Here is a 19848-nt window from a genome sequence, read left to right on the forward strand (position 1 = left end):
AAAAGTTTATTAATAAGTTTAATTTGAAGACGTTTTTTGTCTGAAAGACAGGTTTTTAGATCGCATTATTCGGCACGAAGAACTGCAAAAAAAAGCGTCTCAGAATGAGGCCAACAAGCGCGTAATGTGGTGTAGGCGAAGCCGAAGACACATGGAGAAAGCGCGAATGTACAGCTGGTCTGTACTAACCGCGATAGTGTTTCGCATCAGCGAAATTCGATATCAATTTGGCACAAATTGATATCGAACCATCTATTTTCGTAGAAAATAAAAGCAGATGAAAAATGCAAATTATGGGGCACCCATTGCATTGTCAGGCGCGGCAGTATGGCGGTTAGTACGGAGCGTAGCTCGGTGCATTCGCGCTGGGTCTAAAACGCTAGCGCGATAGCGCGTTGAGCCAGCTCGTTGCGGAGCAACAACCAGAGCTGGCGGGCGTTTTAGGCCCTATGGTTGAGTAGCGCAGCGACGAAGCCATCCGCTGAAAGCGGCTTTTGTTCCGATATTTATCGCGACAATGATTTCGTGCATGCTGTCAGAACATCTCGGAATGAAAAACGGCAATATAATTATAAAATGATGATAATTTTTGTGTGGCGGTACTAGTTAATTTTAACAATTAACTCACCAAAAGGATTTTTGAATTGACGTCGCAACAAACAAAAGATTTAGAATCAAACAACCCACTTCATACTCTCTACCCTCGCTATTTTGATATTAATATGCGGTATTATCCAGGTGCAAATAACCATCAAAAAGGGGTTAACAGGACCAAGCTCTCGGTTCTTATTGCAATTCGATTTTCTATTGTTACACCAGGGATTATTCGCTGGCTTTACGGCATCAATCATCGCCTCGCATTAGAGCATTTAAACCGACTGGAAAAAGATGGGCTATTGTGTGTGGTAAAAACACACCGCAGTCCTGATGGTCGCGTCTATGTGCCTACCTATACTGCTGCCAAATTCGCAGAGGAATTAATGGGCATCGACATACATTTTAGAGCGAATAGAAACCCCGCTTTGCAATTCAATCAAAATAATATAATGCATAATCTAATTAACGCATTTGTCATGCTGCGCGGTATACACAATTATCACAGTGATGAAACATATGCACCAATGTGGAGTGGATTCATTACCGAGCCTGAATTTCAACGAATTAACAGCCTATCCGCTGCAAGAACTGTGGATGGCGCTGTGCAACTTCCTGATGGCTCAATAGCCGCTATTGAGGTGGAGCATTCATTTAAAAATAAAACTGCACGACAGGTCATTTTACTAAAATATTTGGCCTCGTTAAAAAATGGCGATTACAGTAAGATTTTTTTATTCTCTCAGTCGGTCAAAATTTTTGATGATATAAAACGACTCCACGAACAGTTATTTGAGGAAATGCCGCAACGTTTTGATAAAAAAACACGCATTCCACTGATTACCGAAAGCGATACTGAATTACTTTGTTCGTCTATTATTTTCCGTACTAAATTATGTGAAGAAATTAATGAAATGTTTTATTAATAAACGATAGATAAGCAAAGGGGAATGGATAGTAATCCATTCCCCTTTGCTTTTGGCCTATTTACAGCCTTGCCAACATTATTATTAAAAACACGCTTTTGTGAAGTAATAACAAGGCGCTATATTTGCATCACGCCTTCCCCTAGAGGTGTAATCTCTATTAATGAGATTGAGCTGCTTAAACCAGATTTCAGCTTAAGCAGTGAGCCTGCAAATAATGACTCATGGCATATTTTAGGGGTAATGATTAGGCAGTTATTTTATTATTAAAATAACTTATATTTGTCCTTTATTATTTATTTAGAAGACTGTTTATTGAATCTTGGATATTACAATCAATACGATCTTGTTCAAACTCGTCAACAAATTCATTTTCAATATCATTTTTATAGTCGTCTTCAAATTCATCCTCGAACTTGCTGCCAAAAACTGAATCAAAGCGCTCTTCTGGCGCATCACTAAATGCTTGCTCTGGCTCTTCATAAAACTCGTCATCGTAATCAGGATATGCTGGTACGGGTTGGTTTACATCGTTTATTAAACAAATCATTAGTTTATATATCAGAACTTTTACGCCACGATAATTAAGATGTTTTTTATTAAAAACTTGAGGCTCTACAATAGCCCAAAAGCCTTTAAAGTTAGGGTTATCTGCACTTAGCATGAGTTTGTTTATTTTATGATCGTTATCCCTTACAACCGTTTTGACATCTTCTAACAGGGTGATAATGTCTAGAGTAGAGGTATATCTGCAAGTCATAGAATTTCCTTATTTAAAATTAACTTAATAATTATTTACTCCTCTTATTGTGAGGCTACTATTAAATAGGCACTTTCAGGGAGAAATAGTGACTTTTTTGTGAGTTTAAATTATTTATTTAAAACTCAATTGGATCAAAATTTTTAAAAATAAAAAAAGCGAGCCTAAAGGCTCGCCAGAGTTTATGAGCTTTCAATTAACCGTAACCAACTGTCTTCTGCAGCTGCAAAATATACGTTGGGTTTTAGCATAAATAGTTGCTCAAATTCTGCAGAAAATAAATTGCAGAAGTTCGTTATGTCTTCAATATGTATGAGTAAAAAGGCATACATTTCAATACCCTCCAAATACCGATCTGAGAACTCAGGATTAGCAGCTAATAAATCTTTAGAAATACTAATACCCAAAACACTCCCCACGCTATCTCGGTGTAAATAAATGTAGTTTGTGAAGCCCAGCTCTAGTGTTTGCTTATCAATAACATCAGCTAACAGCAAAAGGGTTGAAGCATCTTCCCACGGTGATTTACTAGCGCGTACATATTGGCGTATAAACGGTGACTTTTGATCTTTCATGGTTTTTCCTAGTTATTTGTCCTAAAACTAACTAGGCATAAGTCAGGAGAAAAATTGAAAGGTAATAGATAAACGACTTAAATTTGCAAAATACCTCAAAAACATTAAGGTTAAGGTACTTTTTCAAATACTGAGAATTTAAAATGAGTGATTTTATATGGCTATTACCAGCTGCTGTGCTGACGATAATATTAATTAGGCTTATTAAACAAGCTAAGGAAGTAGATTAAGTAAAAACAATACTTAACTTTTTTGCTATAACCGCTGGCAGTTAAAGTGACCTATATGTCACTTTAAGGCCCAAAATGCAGCTTAATGATCCCTATAAGGCACTTTATAGTGAGAGTTAAAAAAAGAAAAATCTAAGTTTTACTTTTATTTAACTACCAATTCTCTTTTCCAAATTCATTCTAGAAGCTACAAAACACAAATATAAGATTCAAACACTCTACCAGTCTAAAATTTCAACTATTCAGTTAATACAATTTGCCTTTTAAGGCTGTTTTTAAGATACTAGCCAGGTGCTTATGAATTTCTAAAAATCGTAGCACAAACCATAGCACGACAAAGCAACCATATGTTTTATATGTATTTAATTAAAAACCTTATAACTGTCGCAGTTAATGCATTTACTATTTATGAGTAGAGCCACTTTTTAGCCTTTCCAATTAAAGTTCATATAAAACAAAAAATGAAAAAATAGAACATTTACTGCTTTATTTTAAATTATATGATTAACAGCGTTAAATTATGCATTTTATTGACTTTTTCTTTGTTGATCTTTATCAATAAAAACTTCTGGCTTCTCTAATGAAATTCTAAAGCGTCGCTGTTAATATTGCCTACATCCTAAACAATAAAGTAGTTCTGATGGCAGCTAATTATTCTCTCGATGATTTACGTTACTTTTGCACCATAGTAAAACTAGGTAGCTTTAAAAAAGCATCAATAAGCCTTGATATTTCACTATCAACTTTGAGCCGTAGAATACGTTTATTAGAGCAAGCTCTGCAATTAACGTTACTAAATCGAGATGCCCATCGAGTTACACTTACGCATACTGGCGAATTATATTACGATCGCTATCGTAAACTGTTTGATGAAGTAGAGTGTATTGAGCAAGCACTTTGTGATGAGAAAAACCAACCTAAAGGGAAAATTAGGATCTGTGCACCCATTTACATGGGTAAACATTTTTTAAGTGCTATTTTTTGTGATTTTTTACTGCAGTATCCCGATATTCAACTAGATTTACGCTTTTCAAATAACCTTATTGATATTGAAAAAGAAGGGATTGATATAGCGTTTAGAGTAAGAAATCCTGCCATTGATAATTGGGTTATTAGGGAGCTTAAGCTTACTCACAATATATTATGTACTCAATTAAATCATGATTATCAATCCATCACTCATCCTAAGCAATTAGAAGATCACCCAAAAGTTACGTGCGTTGGATTGGTACCGTGGCAATTAAAAAATCAGCAAACGAGTGAAGAGTACAGTTTTAATCCAAACACACATGTTCGATTAGAAGTTGATGAAATTCAAATGATGAAACAAGCAGTTGAGTCTGGTGTGGGTATTAGCTACATCCCTGATTATATAGCATTACCACTTATTAAAGCAGGAAAGCTTAAACACATTCTTCATGATTGGCAAAGCAAAGGGCAGCCATTTTCTATGCTTTATCGCGACAGAAAACAAATCCCTTATCGAGTGCGATTACTTATAGAGCATACACTGCAACACTTCACTAAAATGTAGCAGTGTAGGCTTTTCACAGCAAAGTAATTAAGCTAATTCATCTTTTAAAAACTAAGCCTTAGTACGATTACACCTAAAAATGCCGTTGTTAATCCTATAACTTCTTGCCGTGTAAAAGACTCTTTTAGAATGATGCGTGAGTACAACAAAATAATTAAAATATTCATACCTGAAATCGCTGAAACTAGCCCTGTATTACCAATAGCAAAAGCCGATATTATTGCAACCATGCCAGCCACATTAGTTAAACCAATAAGTAACCCGCACGAAAATGTTTTACCGGCAGACCAATACGCTTGAGAAGAGCCTTGCTCTGCTAGCATTTTTTTACGCTTTACTAACCAACTAACGGCAAAAAGAAAGCTACCAAACCCAAACATAGACGTTAAAGTTGCAAACGTATCCGCCTCAAGAAGCGTTGATTGCTTACCCATTAAATCATTAAATGCAAAGGACAGTGCCGCGAGTAATCCCCATTGCGCGCCTTGTAAGTTACTTAATGAGATATCGCTGGAGTAGCGAATAATATAAAGGCCGCCAAAAATAATAAAAAAGCCGATTAATTGAATAACAGTTAAGGTTTCTTGCCATAATAAAAAGGCAAATAAAAGCACAAATAAAGGCGTTAACCCCGACAGAATACTAATTAAAGACGCTTTCCCAACCGAAAACCCTTTGTGTAAAAACCCATTAGCCGCAAAAGATCCAAAACCTAAAGCGAGTCCAACAGTAATGTCAGCCCAGCCGTACCATGTGTGCTCAAACACCACAGTACCTAGCGCACTAATTATAAATCCCACAAAAAAAACACCGAATAATAATAGATTACGATTAATCTTTTTTTGTGACGTCCATTGGTACATTATTCCTCGCGCACCAAAAAAAACAGTGGCGAGTAATGCAAAAATTATCCACATATAAGTGAGACCCTTTATAATTTACTTTGATAAACCCGAATAAAAAGTGGTTATTTAACATTGTTGAATGGAGTAACTATTACATAAAGGTTCAGCAGTAAAGCACGTAGCCACTACAAGAGCGTTACCCGATACCTAGCTTCTACTCTATAAAATAAGCAGCTTAGGCTTCACATAATAAAATACTAGCCACACAATTACACTTTAATAAACAACAACACCAGTATATTTAATCTATAAATATTATAAATAGGCATAAGTGGCACTATAGATCCCATAAATAGCACTTAACTATTTAGTCGCTTAGCTTCAATCACATAGTGAGCAACTAACACACAGAAATAACAACAATTTAGTGAAAAAAACGAATTTATAAAAACATAAAAAAAACAGTTTTAAACTGTCATTTTATCGCCAATATATTTTTAACCTAAAACTCAATTGACTTTATTTTTAAACTCAATATGATTGATTTAAACAAAGAGGATAATATGTTTACTTTAATCACATATCTGCTAAAAACAAATACCACCTTCGGAATTTAAGCCGAGTGTAACCCTTACACTCGGCAGTTACACTGTACCTTTATATATTTAAATTCGATTTAGTTTTTGTGGGGATTAGTCCGTGCTTTCTTTTCTGTTCGAGCGTAAAAAATCTTTCCTGTCTAAAAATGACTTCACAGACGCAGCGGTACTATTACAACCGTTAAAGCTTGCGTATTTACTACAAGAAGTCGAGTATTCACAGCGGCCTTGGTCAAAATTCAATCCGCATGTACAAATTAATAGCACGGTGGTTATTAAAAATATAACCACCGGTTTTAAGCGCCGTATAACTTTAGTGCCTCCAAACCAACGAAGGCACTTTATTAATGACGTATCATTTCACTCTCCTCTTGGGGTCGCTCTTTTAGGGCATAAAATAAATCATATTATTGAATATAAAGAAGCTGGGGAATCCCACCTTTGGGAAATAATAGCCATTAATATTAAGGAGGAAATATAGAGTAAATTATTTCAATTTTTATTTATTAATTTTATATATTTAATTGGAGTTATTTGTAATGAGTAAAGAAAAACCTAAAAAACATGCAAGCAAAACATTAAAACAAAAACGTAAAGAGCGAAGAGATAAGCTAAAGCAGCTTGAAAAATAATTAATATTATTTTAAATAAAGTCGCAAACTCGGGGTTTTTATAACCCCGAGTTTTTTGAAAAAACTATATTCAGCTGTAGCTAAACAGCTTGTTTAAATGGATTACGAGTATCTTGGTGTTCCTCAAGATTACGCATTAAAATAGCATGCGCTAAGTTAATGTCTTCATCTAGCAGTATTTTTACAATGTGACCGGAGCCTTTAGCATCGCTAATACTTTCGCCCTTTTTGTTTTCCATATATTCAAGCTTAAAAGTAAAGTTACCTTGTGGTGTCATAAGCTCTAAAGAGTGGCCTGTACAAAATTTATTTTTAACGTCTATTTCAACTAATCCATTTTCGCAGCGCCCAAGTACTTCACCCACAAATTGCTGTTTAGTTGATACCGAATGACCGTACTCATAGTTTTGATAATCTTGATGAGCGTGGCGTTTTAAAAAGCCTTCGGTATAACCACGATGCGCTAAATTCTCAAGCGTTTTAAATAAGTTAGTATCAAATGGTTTACCCGCAGCTGCGTCGTCTATTGCTTTGCGATAAACTTGTGCTGTGCGCGCTACATAATAAAATGACTTAGTACGCCCTTCTATTTTTAAACTATGTACACCCATTTTTGTTAACTGCTCTACGTATTGCACTGCGCGTAAATCTTTTGAGTTCATAATATACGTGCCGTGTTCATCCTCAAACGCAGGCATATACTCACCAGGGCGACCTTGTTCCTCTAACATAAATACATCGTTGCTTGGCGCGCCTTCACCCAGAGTAGGAATCACCTGTTTGGGGTCAATTTTATGCACCATTTCGCCAGTTTCGTTCTCAACACCAGGCTTTACATCGTAATCCCAGCGACATGCATTAGTACATGTGCCTTGATTTGGATCGCGCTTGTTTATATAACCAGAGAGTAAACAACGCCCCGAATACGCCATACACAGTGCGCCATGTACAAACACTTCAAGTTGGGTGTCTGGGCAGAGTGTGCATATTTCAGTTATTTCTTCGAGCGACAGCTCCCGCGATAAAATAACGCGTTCAATTCCCTGCTTTGCCCAAAATTGTACACTCGCGTAATTTACCGCATTCGCCTGTACTGATAAGTGAATAGGCATGGCTGGCCATTTTTCACGAACAAGCATAATCAAACCAGGGTCTGACATAATCAGCGCATCGGGCTGCATCGCAATAACAGGTTCTATATCACGTAAATACGATTTAACTTTGGCATTATGCGGCGCAATATTAGACACCACATAAAACTTTTTATTTTGCGCATGCGCCTCACTAATGCCTACTTTCAGAGTGTCTAGGTCAAACTCATTATTACGCACACGCAAACTATAACGAGGCTGCCCCGCATAAACCGCATCTGCGCCATAAGCAAACGCGTAACGCATGTTTTTTAAACTGCCTGCGGGGCATAATAATTCAGGAATAAAAGGCATTGAAGAAATAACGGGTGACATGTGCGCTCCATACATCAAACTGGGTTTAAGCCAGTTGCATAAGTAGTTAACCTAAACTCTGAAAAATAAATCTATCCCAAGCAGAATTCAGATTAGTCATTAACAAATAAGTAAACAGAAGCGCGGCAGTATAAATGCGGTCAATAATTTGCGTTTGATCGAGATCACAAAACGGCAACCAAACTGGTTTTTAATAAAATTAGGATTTTTCACTTAAAACGCGTATAATTCGCGCCCGTTAATATTCACACTTTTACTTAAAATTATTGGAGCATAAAGATGGCTTTAGAACGTACTTTTTCAATCGTAAAACCTGATGCAGTTGCTAAAAACCACATTGGCGCTATCTACAACCGTTTCGAATCTGCTGGCCTTAAAATCGTTGCAGCTAAAATGGTTCACCTTTCACAAGAGAAAGCTGAAGGTTTCTACGCTGAACATAGCGAACGTCCTTTCTTCGGTGCTTTAGTATCTTTCATGACATCTGGTCCAGTAATGGTTACAGTTCTTGAAGGCGAAAACGCTGTTCTTAAAAACCGTGAAATCATGGGTGCTACTAACCCTGCTGAAGCACTAGCTGGTACTTTACGTGCAGACTACGCTGATAGCATCGACGAAAATGCTGTTCACGGTTCTGACGCTGTTGAATCTGCTGCTCGCGAAATCGCGTACTTCTTCGCTGACGAAGAGCTTTGTTCACGTACTCGTTAATTCGAATTCGTTAACATATTGAAAAGGGCTTTCGGGCCCTTTTTTAGTCATTACGTAAAGTATTAATCAGAAACTCATGATGTTTTACTTAATGATTAAAGTGAGTGAATTGTGTACAATTCGTCCTCGTAAATTTTATCTCCACCGTCACCGATTGAGGTTGTTTCATGACCGAGCAAAAAAAGATTAACTTATTAGATTTAAACCGAGAAGCAATGCGCGAGCTATTTGCATCGTTCGGTGAAAAGCCGTTTCGTAGTGACCAGGTGATGAAATGGATTTATCATTTTGGCGTAGATAACTTCGACGATATGAGCAACGTAAACAAAAAGCTTAAAGAAAAACTTAAAGCTGAGTGCGAAATTGTAGCGCCAGAAATCACTGTGCGCCAACAAGCAAGCGACGGTACTATTAAGTACGCACTTATTCTGGAAGGCGGCCAAGAAGTAGAAGCCGTTTGGATCCCTGAAAAAGAGCGCGCTACGTTATGTGTATCATCACAAGTGGGTTGTGCTCTTGAATGTACTTTTTGTTCTACTGCTCAACAAGGCTTTAACCGTAACTTAAAAGTATCTGAAATTATTGGTCAAGTTTGGCGTGTAGCTAAAGATATAGGCCTTGATGGCCATAGCGAAAAGCGCCCAGTAACTAACGTTGTAATGATGGGTATGGGCGAGCCTTTACTTAATCTTAAAAACGTAGTGCCAGCAATGGAACTAATGATGGACGATTGGGGCTTTGGTTTATCTAAGCGCCGCGTAACATTAAGTACTTCAGGCGTTGTACCTGCACTTGATTTACTAAAAGAGAAAATTGACGTAGCACTGGCTATTTCACTTCACGCACCCGATAACGCACTGCGTGACATTTTAGTGCCAGTTAATAAAAAGTACCCTATTGAAGAATTTTTAGCCTCGTGTCGTCGTTATATCGATGGCTCAAAAGCAAATAAAGATGTAACGGTTGAATACGTGATGCTTAACGGTATTAACGACAGCACCGATCAGGCGCATGCATTAGTGCAAACGTTAAAAGGCACACCTTGTAAGGTAAACCTTATTCCGTTTAACCCATTCCCGGGTAATGAATACACGCGTTCAAGCAATAGCCGTATTGACCGTTTTTCAAAAGTATTACAAGCAGCAGGCGTTACCTGTATTGTGCGCCGAACTCGCGGTGACGATATTGACGCCGCTTGCGGACAGTTAGTAGGTGATGTAGTTGACCGTACTAAACGTTTAGCTAAAAAGAAAATGCGTGACGATAACGCAATTAGCGTTAATATCCACCAAGCATAATCTGTAACCACCCTATGTTAATTAGTCATGTAGGGTGGTTAAGTTGTTTATTTTTAAATAAATGATGCAACAACAAAGGTTTTAGGTAAGATAGGCGCCATGGACTAAAAATAAAGAGATAAGGTAATGCGATCTATACTTGCTATAACACTATCAACACTTGCCTTAAGTGGCTGTGTTAGCGAAAGTAGTTATAACGGCAGTAATAAACCCGTCGTCGAAAATAAAATTAATAATACTGGCGCAGCACGAACACGAATTGCTTTAGCCCTACAGTATTTAAAAACGGGTAATAACTCTCAAGCCAAATACAATTTAGAACGTGCAGCTGCATTTGCTCCTGACCTACCTGAAGTACATTACTCTCTTGCTTATTACTATCAACAAGTAGGCGAAAACCCGCTAGCTGATAAAGCCTACCAAAAAGCACTCGAAATAAAGCCTGACGATCCTAATACCCTTAATAACTACGGCGTGTTTTTATGTGGTATTGATGAATACGATCGTGCAACTGATCAATTTTTAAAAGCCATTGAAGTACCAAGTTATATTCGCGTTGCCGAAAGTTACGAAAATTTAGCCTTGTGTGCTATTGAATTTGATGATTTTGAAAATGCAGAAAGTTACTTTCAACAGGCACTTAATCACAGCTCTCAGCGTACATCTACGTTAATTAGTTTAGCAGCGCTGTATTACGCAAAAAGTGACTTATACAAAGCCAGTGAACTTTTAAAACGCTACGAAAGCACAGGTCGAGTATCTTCTCGCGCATTAATGCTTAGCTACCTTGTAAAAAACAGAATGGGCAGAATAGAAGAGGCTGAAAAAATTTCCAGCACTATCTTACAAACTTACTCTAGCAGTAACGAAGCCTATGCATTAAAAGAGAAAAGAACACGTTTTAATGAGTTTGAAATACTGCGAGAAAAATACCGTAAAGCGCAGTTAAAAGAACTAAAAAATGACGAAAGCGGCGCGCACGTTAGTTCAAAACCAAAAATAAAAGTAATCAGAAAGAAACGTTCACCACAAGACGGTTCAACAAGCTTGGTAACAAACGACGAGCAAAAAACAGATAAAAAGATCGCAATAGCAAATAACCAAGATGTAAATCCAGTTATAGTAAGAGAAAAGCAAGCTAAGGCGGTACAAAACACGGCCAGTAAGCAAGCCGATGAAACAGCCGTAATAGCAAAACAAATAACAACTCAAAAAGAAGATGCTCCTAAAGTCGTCGCGCCAAGCAAACCTACCGATACATCGGCTGTTATGCTTGCACTTACTACTGAGCACGACTCTGCAGATTCCGTAGTAGCTGCACCTAAAAAAGCTAAGCCCGTTTACGAACCTCAAAAAGAAGCTATAGCAGCAAAGCAACCAACTAAAGCTGATGACGAAGTTACAATAATTTCGTTTGGCGCACCTAAAACAGGCCAGTTTAATTCGCAGCAAACTAGTAACTATAGTAATTCAGCTCCTGCGGTTACCGCTCAAAAAAATAGTAGTGACGTGGTATTCTACGAAGCGACTAAAAATACAACTGTATTTGAAAATAGCAGCTATCAAAATGATGCAGATATTGAATTTAAAAGTTACGAAGCAGTACAAAAAACAGAGCTCCCAATGCTTAACCCTAAAGTATCGCCTTTACGCGTGCCATTTCACGTAATTGCTGTTGGCGAAAACCTATTTAGCATTTCGGTGCGATACAATGTTAAACTACAAAAGCTCCTGCAATGGAATGGTCTAAAAGAGTCGGATCGGGTAATGAATGGAAGTAAAATATACCTAAACGATCCAAATATTTATTACGAAATTAAAGCTGGTGATTCCCTTTACGATATAGCTACCCAGCGGCATGTGTTAATTGATGAATTAATGCGATGGAATAAATTAAGTCCTGATATAGCACTAAAACCAGGGCACAAACTTTTACTAGTGGATCCAGACTCATACACATTATGAATGAAGAAAATACGCAAACACAGAGCGAACAGCCAACTGTAGGCCAGATATTAAAAAATCACAGAGAACAAGCGAACGTTAGCATAGCGACTATTGCTGCACCGTTAAAGCTGTCTGAACTTCAAATTAAACGCCTTGAAAATGATGAATTTACATTACTAGGCCCTATTACTTTTGTTAAAGGCTATATAAAAAACTATTGCCGTGAATTAAAAGTAGATAGCGCACCTATATTAGCAATGATGCCAGCCCCACCGGAGCCGGCTAAACCCGCTAATATGCAGAGTTTTTCACGCCGTACAGAAAAAGAAGCAAACGACAGCCGCTTAATGTTTTTTAGCTATTTAATTTTAGCGATTGTTATTGGCTCATCTGCTTTATGGTTTTGGCAAAACGCGACACCTATTGAAGAGCAAACGAGTAACATAAACGTTGCCAACTCAAAAATGAGCGAGCGCCAAGCCGCTCAACCCAGTATTTCAGAGCAACAGCAACAAGCCGAAATTGACGATGAATCATTATTAGAATCACAAAGCACGTCTAGTGAAACATCAACAAGCCCAGAAATAGTTAAAGAAACGGCTCCTATTGCTTCTAACAGCGCAAGTCAAGACGATGCTAGCAGTACAATTGTCATGAACTTTAATGGCGAAAGTTGGGTTGAAATTTACGACGGCGAAGGCGAAAAAATAGCATTCGGCGTTAAAAAAGCAGGCTACATTATGACCGTAAGCGGTACGCCTCCTTTTTCAGTTGTGCTTGGTAAGCATGACGCTGTAGACATTACTTTAAACGGTGAACCTGTAGATGTTTCTGCATTTCCTCAAAACCGTTTAGCCAAATTTACATTACCACTAGCAGAGTAGTCGCTATGTTTTCAGAATCTCCAATTAAACGCAGAAAATCCACCCGAATCAATGTAGGTAACGTCCCTATTGGTGATGGTGCCCCTATTGCAGTGCAATCAATGACCAACACCGACACCATGGATGTTGATGCAACTGTTGCACAAATACAGGCAATACAAGATGCAGGTGCCGACATAGTCCGTGTATCAGTACCAACAATGGATGCAGCCGAAGCGTTTAAAAGTATTAAAGAACAAGTGACTATTCCGCTAGTAGCCGATATTCATTTTGATTATCGTATTGCCTTAAAAGTAGCAAAATACGGTGTAGATTGCCTGCGTATAAACCCGGGTAATATAGGTAGTGAAGAGCGTATAAGAGCCGTAGTAGACTCAGCACGCGAGCATAACATTCCTATTCGTATTGGTGTAAATGGCGGTTCACTAGAGCGCGACTTACAAGAAAAATACGGCGAACCAACACCAGAAGCCTTATTAGAATCAGCAATGCGCCATGTAGATATATTGCGCCGCCTTGATTTTGACCAATTTAAAATATCAGTAAAAGCGTCTGACGTATTTTTAGCTGTAGGTGCATATCGCTTACTCGCTAAAGAAATAGACCAACCACTGCATTTAGGTATTACCGAAGCGGGCGGCATGCGCTCAGGCTCTGTTAAATCTGCAGTAGGTTTAGGTATGCTTCTTGCCGAAGGTATTGGCGATACCCTGCGTGTATCACTTGCTGCCGACCCGGTACAAGAAATTAAAGTAGGCTTTGATATCTTAAATTCATTGCGCATTCGTTCGCGTGGAATTAACTTTATTGCCTGCCCTAGCTGCTCACGCCAAGAGTTTGATGTAGTAAGCACCATGAACCAACTTGAAGAGCGCTTAGAGGATATTATCGAACCTATGTCAGTTTCGGTAATTGGTTGCGTTGTAAATGGACCAGGTGAAGCGCTTGTGAGTGATATAGGGCTTGCCGGTGCAAATCGTCGTTCTGGTTTGTATATAAATGGCGAACGCCAAAAAGCGCGCATTGATAACAACAACATTGTTGACCAGCTTGAAGGTTATGTACGCGACTTTATAGAGAAAAAGCAGAACCAAACACCGATTGACATAAAAATAGTCGAATAAATACCGTTCAAGGTGGCAAACCCCGTAGTTTGCCGTTTACCTTTATAGCTAGTGGATACCCAAACGACCCTAAGATACAGAATTCAGCGTTTCACAGGCTCTTAATATCAAGGCGTTACTTTGCAAGAATGGCAATCCCTTTTAAAAAGTAACAACGATGAGAGTAAGTGTCTGTGAACCGCCCAACGGGTTGGTTTAAAAGCGATTTATACTGCGTTATTGATTTTAACAATAGAACCACTATTACTTTCAATCAATGCCTTGCCTAAATCGCTTTTAATTCCAACTGAAACTCGCATCATGGGGTCATTTGGGTATATAATGACGGGTCAATTTTTAGCATTCTTGTTGTGTAAGCATTTTTCATTACACAAAAAACAGCATTTAGGATTTATCAGTGGCAAAACAAATTCAGGCAGTTCGCGGTATGAACGATTGTCTGCCGGGCGATACACAAGTTTGGCAGAAAGTAGAAAACATTTTACGCGAGACAGTAGCATCGTTCGGTTATCAAGAAATTCGTTTTCCTATTGTAGAATCAACCGACTTATTTAAACGCTCTATTGGTGAAGTTACCGATATAGTAGAAAAAGAAATGTACACCTTTGCCGATCGCAATGGCGACTTATTAACACTTCGCCCAGAAGGCACCGCAGTATGCGTACGTGCTGGCAACCAAAATGGCTTACTATACAACCAAGAACAACGCCTTTGGTACATGGGTCCAATGTTTCGTCACGAGCGCCCGCAAAAAGGTCGTTACCGTCAGTTTCACCAATTTGGTTTAGAAACATTTGGTATTGCTACAGCCGACATAGACGCAGAAGTTATTTTATTAACAGCGCAGCTATGGGAAGCCTTTGGTATTACTGAGCACGTTCGTTTAGAGCTAAATTCTTTAGGGTCTAACGAAGCGCGTGCAGATTACCGTGATGCGTTAGTAGCCTACCTTGAGCAACACCTTGATGTGCTTGATGAAGACTCAAAACGTCGTATGTATTCAAATCCATTACGCGTACTTGATAGCAAAAACCCAGACGTACAAGCAATTTTAACTGATGCGCCTAAATTGTCTGAAAATTTAGATGCTGAATCAAAAGAACATTTTGAAAATTTATGTGAACGTTTAGACGCTGCTGGCGTCTCATATACGATTAATGAAAAGTTAGTACGTGGTTTAGACTACTACAACCGCACTGTATTTGAATGGGTAACCGACAGTTTAGGTGCACAAGGCACTGTATGTGCTGGCGGACGTTACGATGGCTTAGTTGAACAACTTGGCGGCAAAGCAACGCCAGCAGTTGGTTTTGCAATGGGTCTAGAGCGCTTAGTATTATTACTACAAGCACTTGAGTGTGTAGGTGACATTCGTCGTAATGCTGATGTATATTTAGCAGCAATGGGCGACAAAGCAAGCATTCAAGCTCCTGCAATTGCAGCGCAACTACGTAAAGACGTACCGGGTTTACGCGTTATGGTACATGCGGGCGGCGGCAACTTTAAAAAACAATTAAAACGTGCTGATAAAAGCGATGCACTTGTTGCAGTGATTATTGGTGAAGATGAATTAGAAAAAGGCGTTGTGACCATCAAGTATTTACGCGAGCGTAAAGAACAAGTCACATTAGAATTAGAACAAGCTAAAGCGCTATTAGCTGAGCTTATTAACGGCTAAGCGAACATTAGAGGTAAGAATGGATATTTATTCAACAGAAGAACAACAAGCAGAAGCCATTAAACGCTTTTTCCGTGAAAACGGCATTTCACTTGCGCTAGGTATACTTGTTGGCCTAGGTGGCTTATATGGCTGGAAAGCATATAACCAAAACCAAATTACTACCGCTGAAAAAGCATCAGATTCATATACAGCGCTTGTTGAAAGCGATGATGTTTTATCTTCAGCTGATGCGTTTATTAGCGAAAATAAAGACACAAACTACGCAACACTTGCTGCATTCGTTGCTGCAAAAGACGCAGTAGAAGCGAAAAAACTAGACGTAGCAAGCGAAAAGCTAAGCTGGGTTGTGTCTAATACGCCAAATACAGAATTAAAAGCAATTGCGATTACACGTTTAGCACGTGTTCAAATTGCGCAAACTAAATATGACGATGCATTAACAACATTAAATGCACCATTACCTGAAGCGTTCAATGCAAACGTGGCCGAGCTTAAAGGCGATATTTACACTGAGCAAGGTAATAAAGATCAAGCACGTACTGCATACCAAGCAGCAATAGATGCGGGTGGATTAACAAGTAACCCACTATTACAAATTAAGTTAGATGACCTAGCAGTAACTAGCCCAGCGGCATAAGGTTTTAGGCATGAAAAAATTTACAACAGCAGCCCTTGCCCTATGTATGGCAACATTGATGGGTTGTTCATCAAGTGATGATGAAGATGAACTAGTACTTCCTGAAATTGTAAACCAATTTGAAACTGACGTTGTTTGGCAAGAATCTGTAGGTGATGGCGTAGAGCATTATTTTTCTCGTTTAACACCCGCAGTTTACAAAGATACTGTGTATGTTGCTAGCCGCGAAGGCCAAGTAGAAGCGCTTTCGCTTGATAATGGCGATACAAAATGGGAAACCGATGTACGCCAAGATTTATCGTTTTGGCCTTGGGCTGACAACGGTAATGCAAAATTATCAGGTGGTATCTTGCAAGCCTATGGTAAAATTTATATTGGTTCTGAACACGGCTTTATTATTGCTCTTGATCGCGAAACTGGTGAAGAAGTTTGGCGTAAAAACGTACCAGGCGAATCTCTGTCTAAACCAACAGCAGGCGATGGCTTAATATTTGTAAATTTAGGCTCTGGTAAATTGTTAGCCCTTCACCCAGATACAGGCGAAGAGCGTTGGAGCTTTGAACAAGAAGTTCCACCACTAACATTACGCGGACAAAGCTCACCAACCGTTGCTAACGGTGGTGTATTAGTAGGCCTTGAAACAGGCAAACTGAGCGTATTAATTTCAGACAGTGGTTACTCAGCATGGAGCGCAGAAATTGCGGTTGCTAAAGGCGCATCAGAATTTGAACGCCTAGTTGACGTAGACACTCAACCACTTATTAGCGGTCCATACGCTTACGCTATAGCTTACAACGGCAACTTAGCCGCTGTAGATATTCGCTCTGGTAATGTTGTATGGAAACGCGAGTACAGCAGCTACCGCGAAATTGCGATGGATGCACAAACAATTTATTTAGTAGATAGCGATGGTGTTATTTACGCATTAGATAAAAATTCAGGTATTGAACGTTGGAGCCAACCCGCTCTACGCGGTTGGTACCTAACAGGCCCTGCAGTTGCAGGTAGCCACTTAGCTTTAGGCGACCAAGAAGGTAACCTACATTGGCTAAATAAAGAAACTGGCGAGCTAGTATCTCGTGAAGACTTTGACAGCTCGGGCTTTTTTGTTGAGCCAGTTGTTGCCGACGATAAGCTAATTTTATACACCCGTGATGGTGAAGTTAGTATGGTAAAAATACCAAACTAAGTTACTAATAGTCATATGGTTTTTTTAAGGCTTCGCACTGCGAAGCCTTTTGTTGTTTTTTAAAGAGGTAGTTTATGCTTCCCGTGATCGCTCTAGTTGGGCGACCCAATGTGGGCAAATCCACATTATTTAACCGTTTAACACGTACTCGTGATGCACTCGTAGCCGATTTTCCAGGTTTAACACGAGATAGAAAATATGGCCAAGCTAGTTACGATGGCTATGAATTTATCGTGGTAGACACGGGCGGTATTGATGGCTCAGAAGAAGGCATCGAAATCGAAATGGCAGATCAATCTCTGCTAGCTATTGAAGAAGCCGACATTGTTCTGTTTTTAGTAGATGCTCGTGTAGGTATGACCGTAGCTGACCAAGCAATTGCTAATCACTTGCGTAAACAAGATAAAAAGTGTTTTGTTGTTGCCAATAAAACCGATGGTATTGATGCAGATTCAAACTGTGCTGAATTTTACCAATTATCATTAGGTGAAATTCATCACATTGCTGCATCGCATGGCCGTGGTATTACGTTATTACTTGAGCAAACACTTCAGCCGCTTATTGCTGAATTAGCTGCACAAGACGAAGACGTAACAGGCGATGACGAAGAGCTTATTAATCTTTACGAAGAAGATGAAGACAGCGATACCGATCACCAGGCATTTGCAGACAAACCTGTAAAGCTTGCGATTATTGGTCGTCCTAACGTTGGTAAGTCAACGCTTACAAACCGTATACTGGGTGAAGATCGCGTAATTGTATACGACATGCCTGGTACAACACGTGACTCTATCTACATTCCGATGACTCGAAATGAAAAAGAGTATGTGTTAATTGACACCGCAGGTGTTCGTAAGCGTAAAAAAGTAAGCGACGTAGTTGAAAAGTTCTCTGTCATTAAAACGCTTCAAGCAATCGAAGATTGTAACGTTGTGTTATTGATTGTTGATGCTCGCGATGGTATTTCTGATCAAGATTTAAGCTTATTAGGCTTTGCTCTTAACTCAGGTCGTTCATTGGTAATTGCAGTGAACAAATGGGATGGCTTAGACGATTACGTTAAAGATCGTATTAAATCAGAGCTCGATCGCCGTTTAGGCTTTATTGACTTTGCACGCCTACACTTTATATCTGCACTACACGGTACAGGTGTTGGTCATTTATTCGAGTCTGTTGACGAAGCGTATGAATCAGCGACTAAACGTATAAGTACTGCAATGTTACGTCGTATTATGGACATGGCTCAAGCCGATCACCAGCCGCCACTTGTTCGTGGTCGTCGTGTTAAGCTCAAATATGCGCATGCCGGTGGTTATAACCCACCACGTATTGTTATTCACGGTAACCAAGTTAAAGATTTACCAGATAGTTATAAACGCTACCTGATGAACTACTACCGTAAAGCGCTTAAAATTATGGGCACCCCTATCAAAATCGAATTTAGAGAAGGTGAAAACCCATTTGCTGGTCGTGTTAATAAAGTAACACTGTCGCAAAAGCGTAAAATACGTGCATTTGCTAAAGAAAACCGTAATAAATAAACTTTTCAAGAGTTAGTTTATTACAATAAAAACGGCGTACTTTTTAGTACGCCGTTTTTGTTTTAATATGTTATTAAGAGTTACAAACCAAGTAAAGCTAAGCGCACTAAGTTCTCCACCGTGGCTTCATGTGCATTTTTATTAGTTGGCGTAAACCTAGAAGTAGGTGATTTAATAGTTATAAAGCCATGATTGGTTGCCATTTCATGAGCTAATAGCTTTCGCTCTTTAGGTGTTAAATGGTTTTCGTGTATTTTTGCCAGCTCGCCGCTATCAAGCCATATTCCTGCACAGCCTGGGCATTCATCTATTTCGACAGCCTTAACTGGCGAAAAATACCTGCGCATCATCACAATACTTTTGCACTGTGGGCAGTTTATTCGTAGCGATACATCGTATTCACTCTCGATATGATCACTCAAATATTTTAGCAATACCTGACCATGCTTTAACTCTGGCGAGCTAAATTTAAAAATTTGGCTGTTATCAAAAAATACGCCGCCTTGCGCTGAAGTGTAAACAGTAATACCGCCAATTAATAACGGCTCAAGAGATAACACCATTCAGTTAAGCATGCTTTGACTTAATGGTGTACCGAGTTTTTGAAATTCGAACGGTCCTACTTTTGGGCCGTTTTCTTTTTTCTGGAAGAATATAACGTTTCACTCGTTCTCG

17 protein-coding genes are annotated in these 19848 nt (G+C 38.9%); 12 read left to right on the forward strand and 5 right to left on the reverse strand.

Annotated elements, in window-relative coordinates:
* Positions 1 to 644 precede the first annotated feature (644 nt).
* Positions 645 to 1520 (forward strand): hypothetical protein, encoded by an 876-nt coding sequence (locus tag I6F45_RS18260; RefSeq protein WP_197161572.1) that lies wholly within the window; start codon positions 645 to 647, stop codon positions 1518 to 1520.
* Between the two features lie 292 nt (positions 1521 to 1812).
* Here I6F45_RS18260 and I6F45_RS18265 read toward each other — a convergent pair whose 3' ends face one another.
* Both I6F45_RS18265 and I6F45_RS18270 read right to left on the reverse strand, forming a co-directional pair.
* The gene (locus tag I6F45_RS18265; RefSeq protein WP_231609705.1) at positions 1813 to 2280 is read right to left on the reverse strand and encodes a hypothetical protein; all 468 of its coding nucleotides are present in this window, start codon (positions 2278 to 2280) and stop codon (positions 1813 to 1815) included.
* Between the two features lie 182 nt (positions 2281 to 2462).
* Positions 2463 to 2855 carry a hypothetical protein gene (locus tag I6F45_RS18270; protein ID WP_197161575.1) on the reverse strand — a complete coding sequence of 131 codons (393 nt, stop codon included), beginning with the start codon at positions 2853 to 2855 and terminating at the stop codon, positions 2463 to 2465.
* Between the two features lie 870 nt (positions 2856 to 3725).
* Between I6F45_RS18270 and I6F45_RS18275 the strand changes: the two genes are divergently transcribed.
* Complete coding sequence (locus I6F45_RS18275; protein ID WP_197161578.1) at positions 3726 to 4619, forward strand: LysR family transcriptional regulator; 894 nt, start codon at positions 3726 to 3728, stop codon at positions 4617 to 4619.
* Between the two features lie 44 nt (positions 4620 to 4663).
* Here the strand turns inward: I6F45_RS18275 and I6F45_RS18280 are convergent, their stop codons facing one another.
* Entirely contained in the window at positions 4664 to 5536 is an 873-nt protein-coding gene (locus I6F45_RS18280) for a DMT family transporter (RefSeq protein ID WP_024591184.1), read from the reverse strand.
* Positions 5537 to 6163: 627 nt separating this feature from the next.
* Here I6F45_RS18280 and I6F45_RS18285 point away from each other — a divergent pair.
* Complete coding sequence (locus I6F45_RS18285; RefSeq protein ID WP_197141625.1) at positions 6164 to 6544, forward strand: GreA/GreB family elongation factor; 381 nt, start codon at positions 6164 to 6166, stop codon at positions 6542 to 6544.
* A 231-nt stretch (positions 6545 to 6775) separates the two neighbouring features.
* Here I6F45_RS18285 and trhP read toward each other — a convergent pair whose 3' ends face one another.
* Entirely contained in the window at positions 6776 to 8161 is a 1386-nt protein-coding gene (trhP, locus tag I6F45_RS18290; RefSeq protein WP_197161580.1) for a prephenate-dependent tRNA uridine(34) hydroxylase TrhP, read from the reverse strand.
* 279 nt (positions 8162 to 8440) lie between these two features.
* Between trhP and ndk the strand changes: the two genes are divergently transcribed.
* The 9 genes from ndk to der all read left to right on the forward strand — a co-directional run bounded on the left by ndk (position 8441) and on the right by der (position 19173).
* Complete coding sequence (gene ndk, locus I6F45_RS18295) at positions 8441 to 8872, forward strand: nucleoside-diphosphate kinase (protein ID WP_007377442.1); 432 nt, start codon at positions 8441 to 8443, stop codon at positions 8870 to 8872.
* Between the two features lie 167 nt (positions 8873 to 9039).
* Entirely contained in the window at positions 9040 to 10170 is a 1131-nt protein-coding gene (locus I6F45_RS18300; protein WP_007583420.1) for a bifunctional tRNA (adenosine(37)-C2)-methyltransferase TrmG/ribosomal RNA large subunit methyltransferase RlmN, read from the forward strand.
* A gap of 126 nt (positions 10171 to 10296) precedes the next feature.
* Entirely contained in the window at positions 10297 to 12135 is a 1839-nt protein-coding gene (gene pilW, locus I6F45_RS18305) for a type IV pilus biogenesis/stability protein PilW (RefSeq protein WP_197161582.1), read from the forward strand.
* Complete coding sequence (locus I6F45_RS18310; protein WP_007583424.1) at positions 12132 to 13001, forward strand: RodZ domain-containing protein; 870 nt, start codon at positions 12132 to 12134, stop codon at positions 12999 to 13001. The genes pilW and I6F45_RS18310 overlap by 4 nt, the downstream gene beginning before the upstream one ends.
* 5 nt (positions 13002 to 13006) lie before the next feature.
* Entirely contained in the window at positions 13007 to 14125 is a 1119-nt protein-coding gene (gene ispG / locus I6F45_RS18315; protein WP_010554970.1) for a flavodoxin-dependent (E)-4-hydroxy-3-methylbut-2-enyl-diphosphate synthase, read from the forward strand.
* A 397-nt stretch (positions 14126 to 14522) separates the two neighbouring features.
* Positions 14523 to 15803, forward strand: coding sequence for a histidine--tRNA ligase (gene hisS, locus I6F45_RS18320; RefSeq protein ID WP_197161584.1), 1281 nt, complete (start codon positions 14523 to 14525; stop codon positions 15801 to 15803).
* 19 nt (positions 15804 to 15822) lie between these two features.
* Positions 15823 to 16443, forward strand: coding sequence for a YfgM family protein (locus I6F45_RS18325; protein ID WP_007583431.1), 621 nt, complete (start codon positions 15823 to 15825; stop codon positions 16441 to 16443).
* Between the two features lie 10 nt (positions 16444 to 16453).
* Entirely contained in the window at positions 16454 to 17632 is a 1179-nt protein-coding gene (bamB, locus tag I6F45_RS18330; protein WP_007583433.1) for an outer membrane protein assembly factor BamB, read from the forward strand.
* A gap of 74 nt (positions 17633 to 17706) precedes the next feature.
* Positions 17707 to 19173, forward strand: a complete 1467-nt coding sequence (gene der, locus I6F45_RS18335) for a ribosome biogenesis GTPase Der (RefSeq protein WP_024592997.1) — start codon at positions 17707 to 17709, stop codon at positions 19171 to 19173.
* A gap of 80 nt (positions 19174 to 19253) precedes the next feature.
* Here der and I6F45_RS18340 read toward each other — a convergent pair whose 3' ends face one another.
* A complete protein-coding gene (locus I6F45_RS18340; RefSeq protein ID WP_197161586.1) occupies positions 19254 to 19736 on the reverse strand; it encodes a TFIIB-type zinc ribbon-containing protein in 483 nt (160 codons plus the stop codon).
* Positions 19737 to 19848 lie beyond the last annotated feature (112 nt).

This window comes from Pseudoalteromonas sp. SWYJZ19 (assembly GCF_015864375.1).
Lineage (GTDB): Bacteria > Pseudomonadota > Gammaproteobacteria > Enterobacterales > Alteromonadaceae > Pseudoalteromonas > Pseudoalteromonas arctica.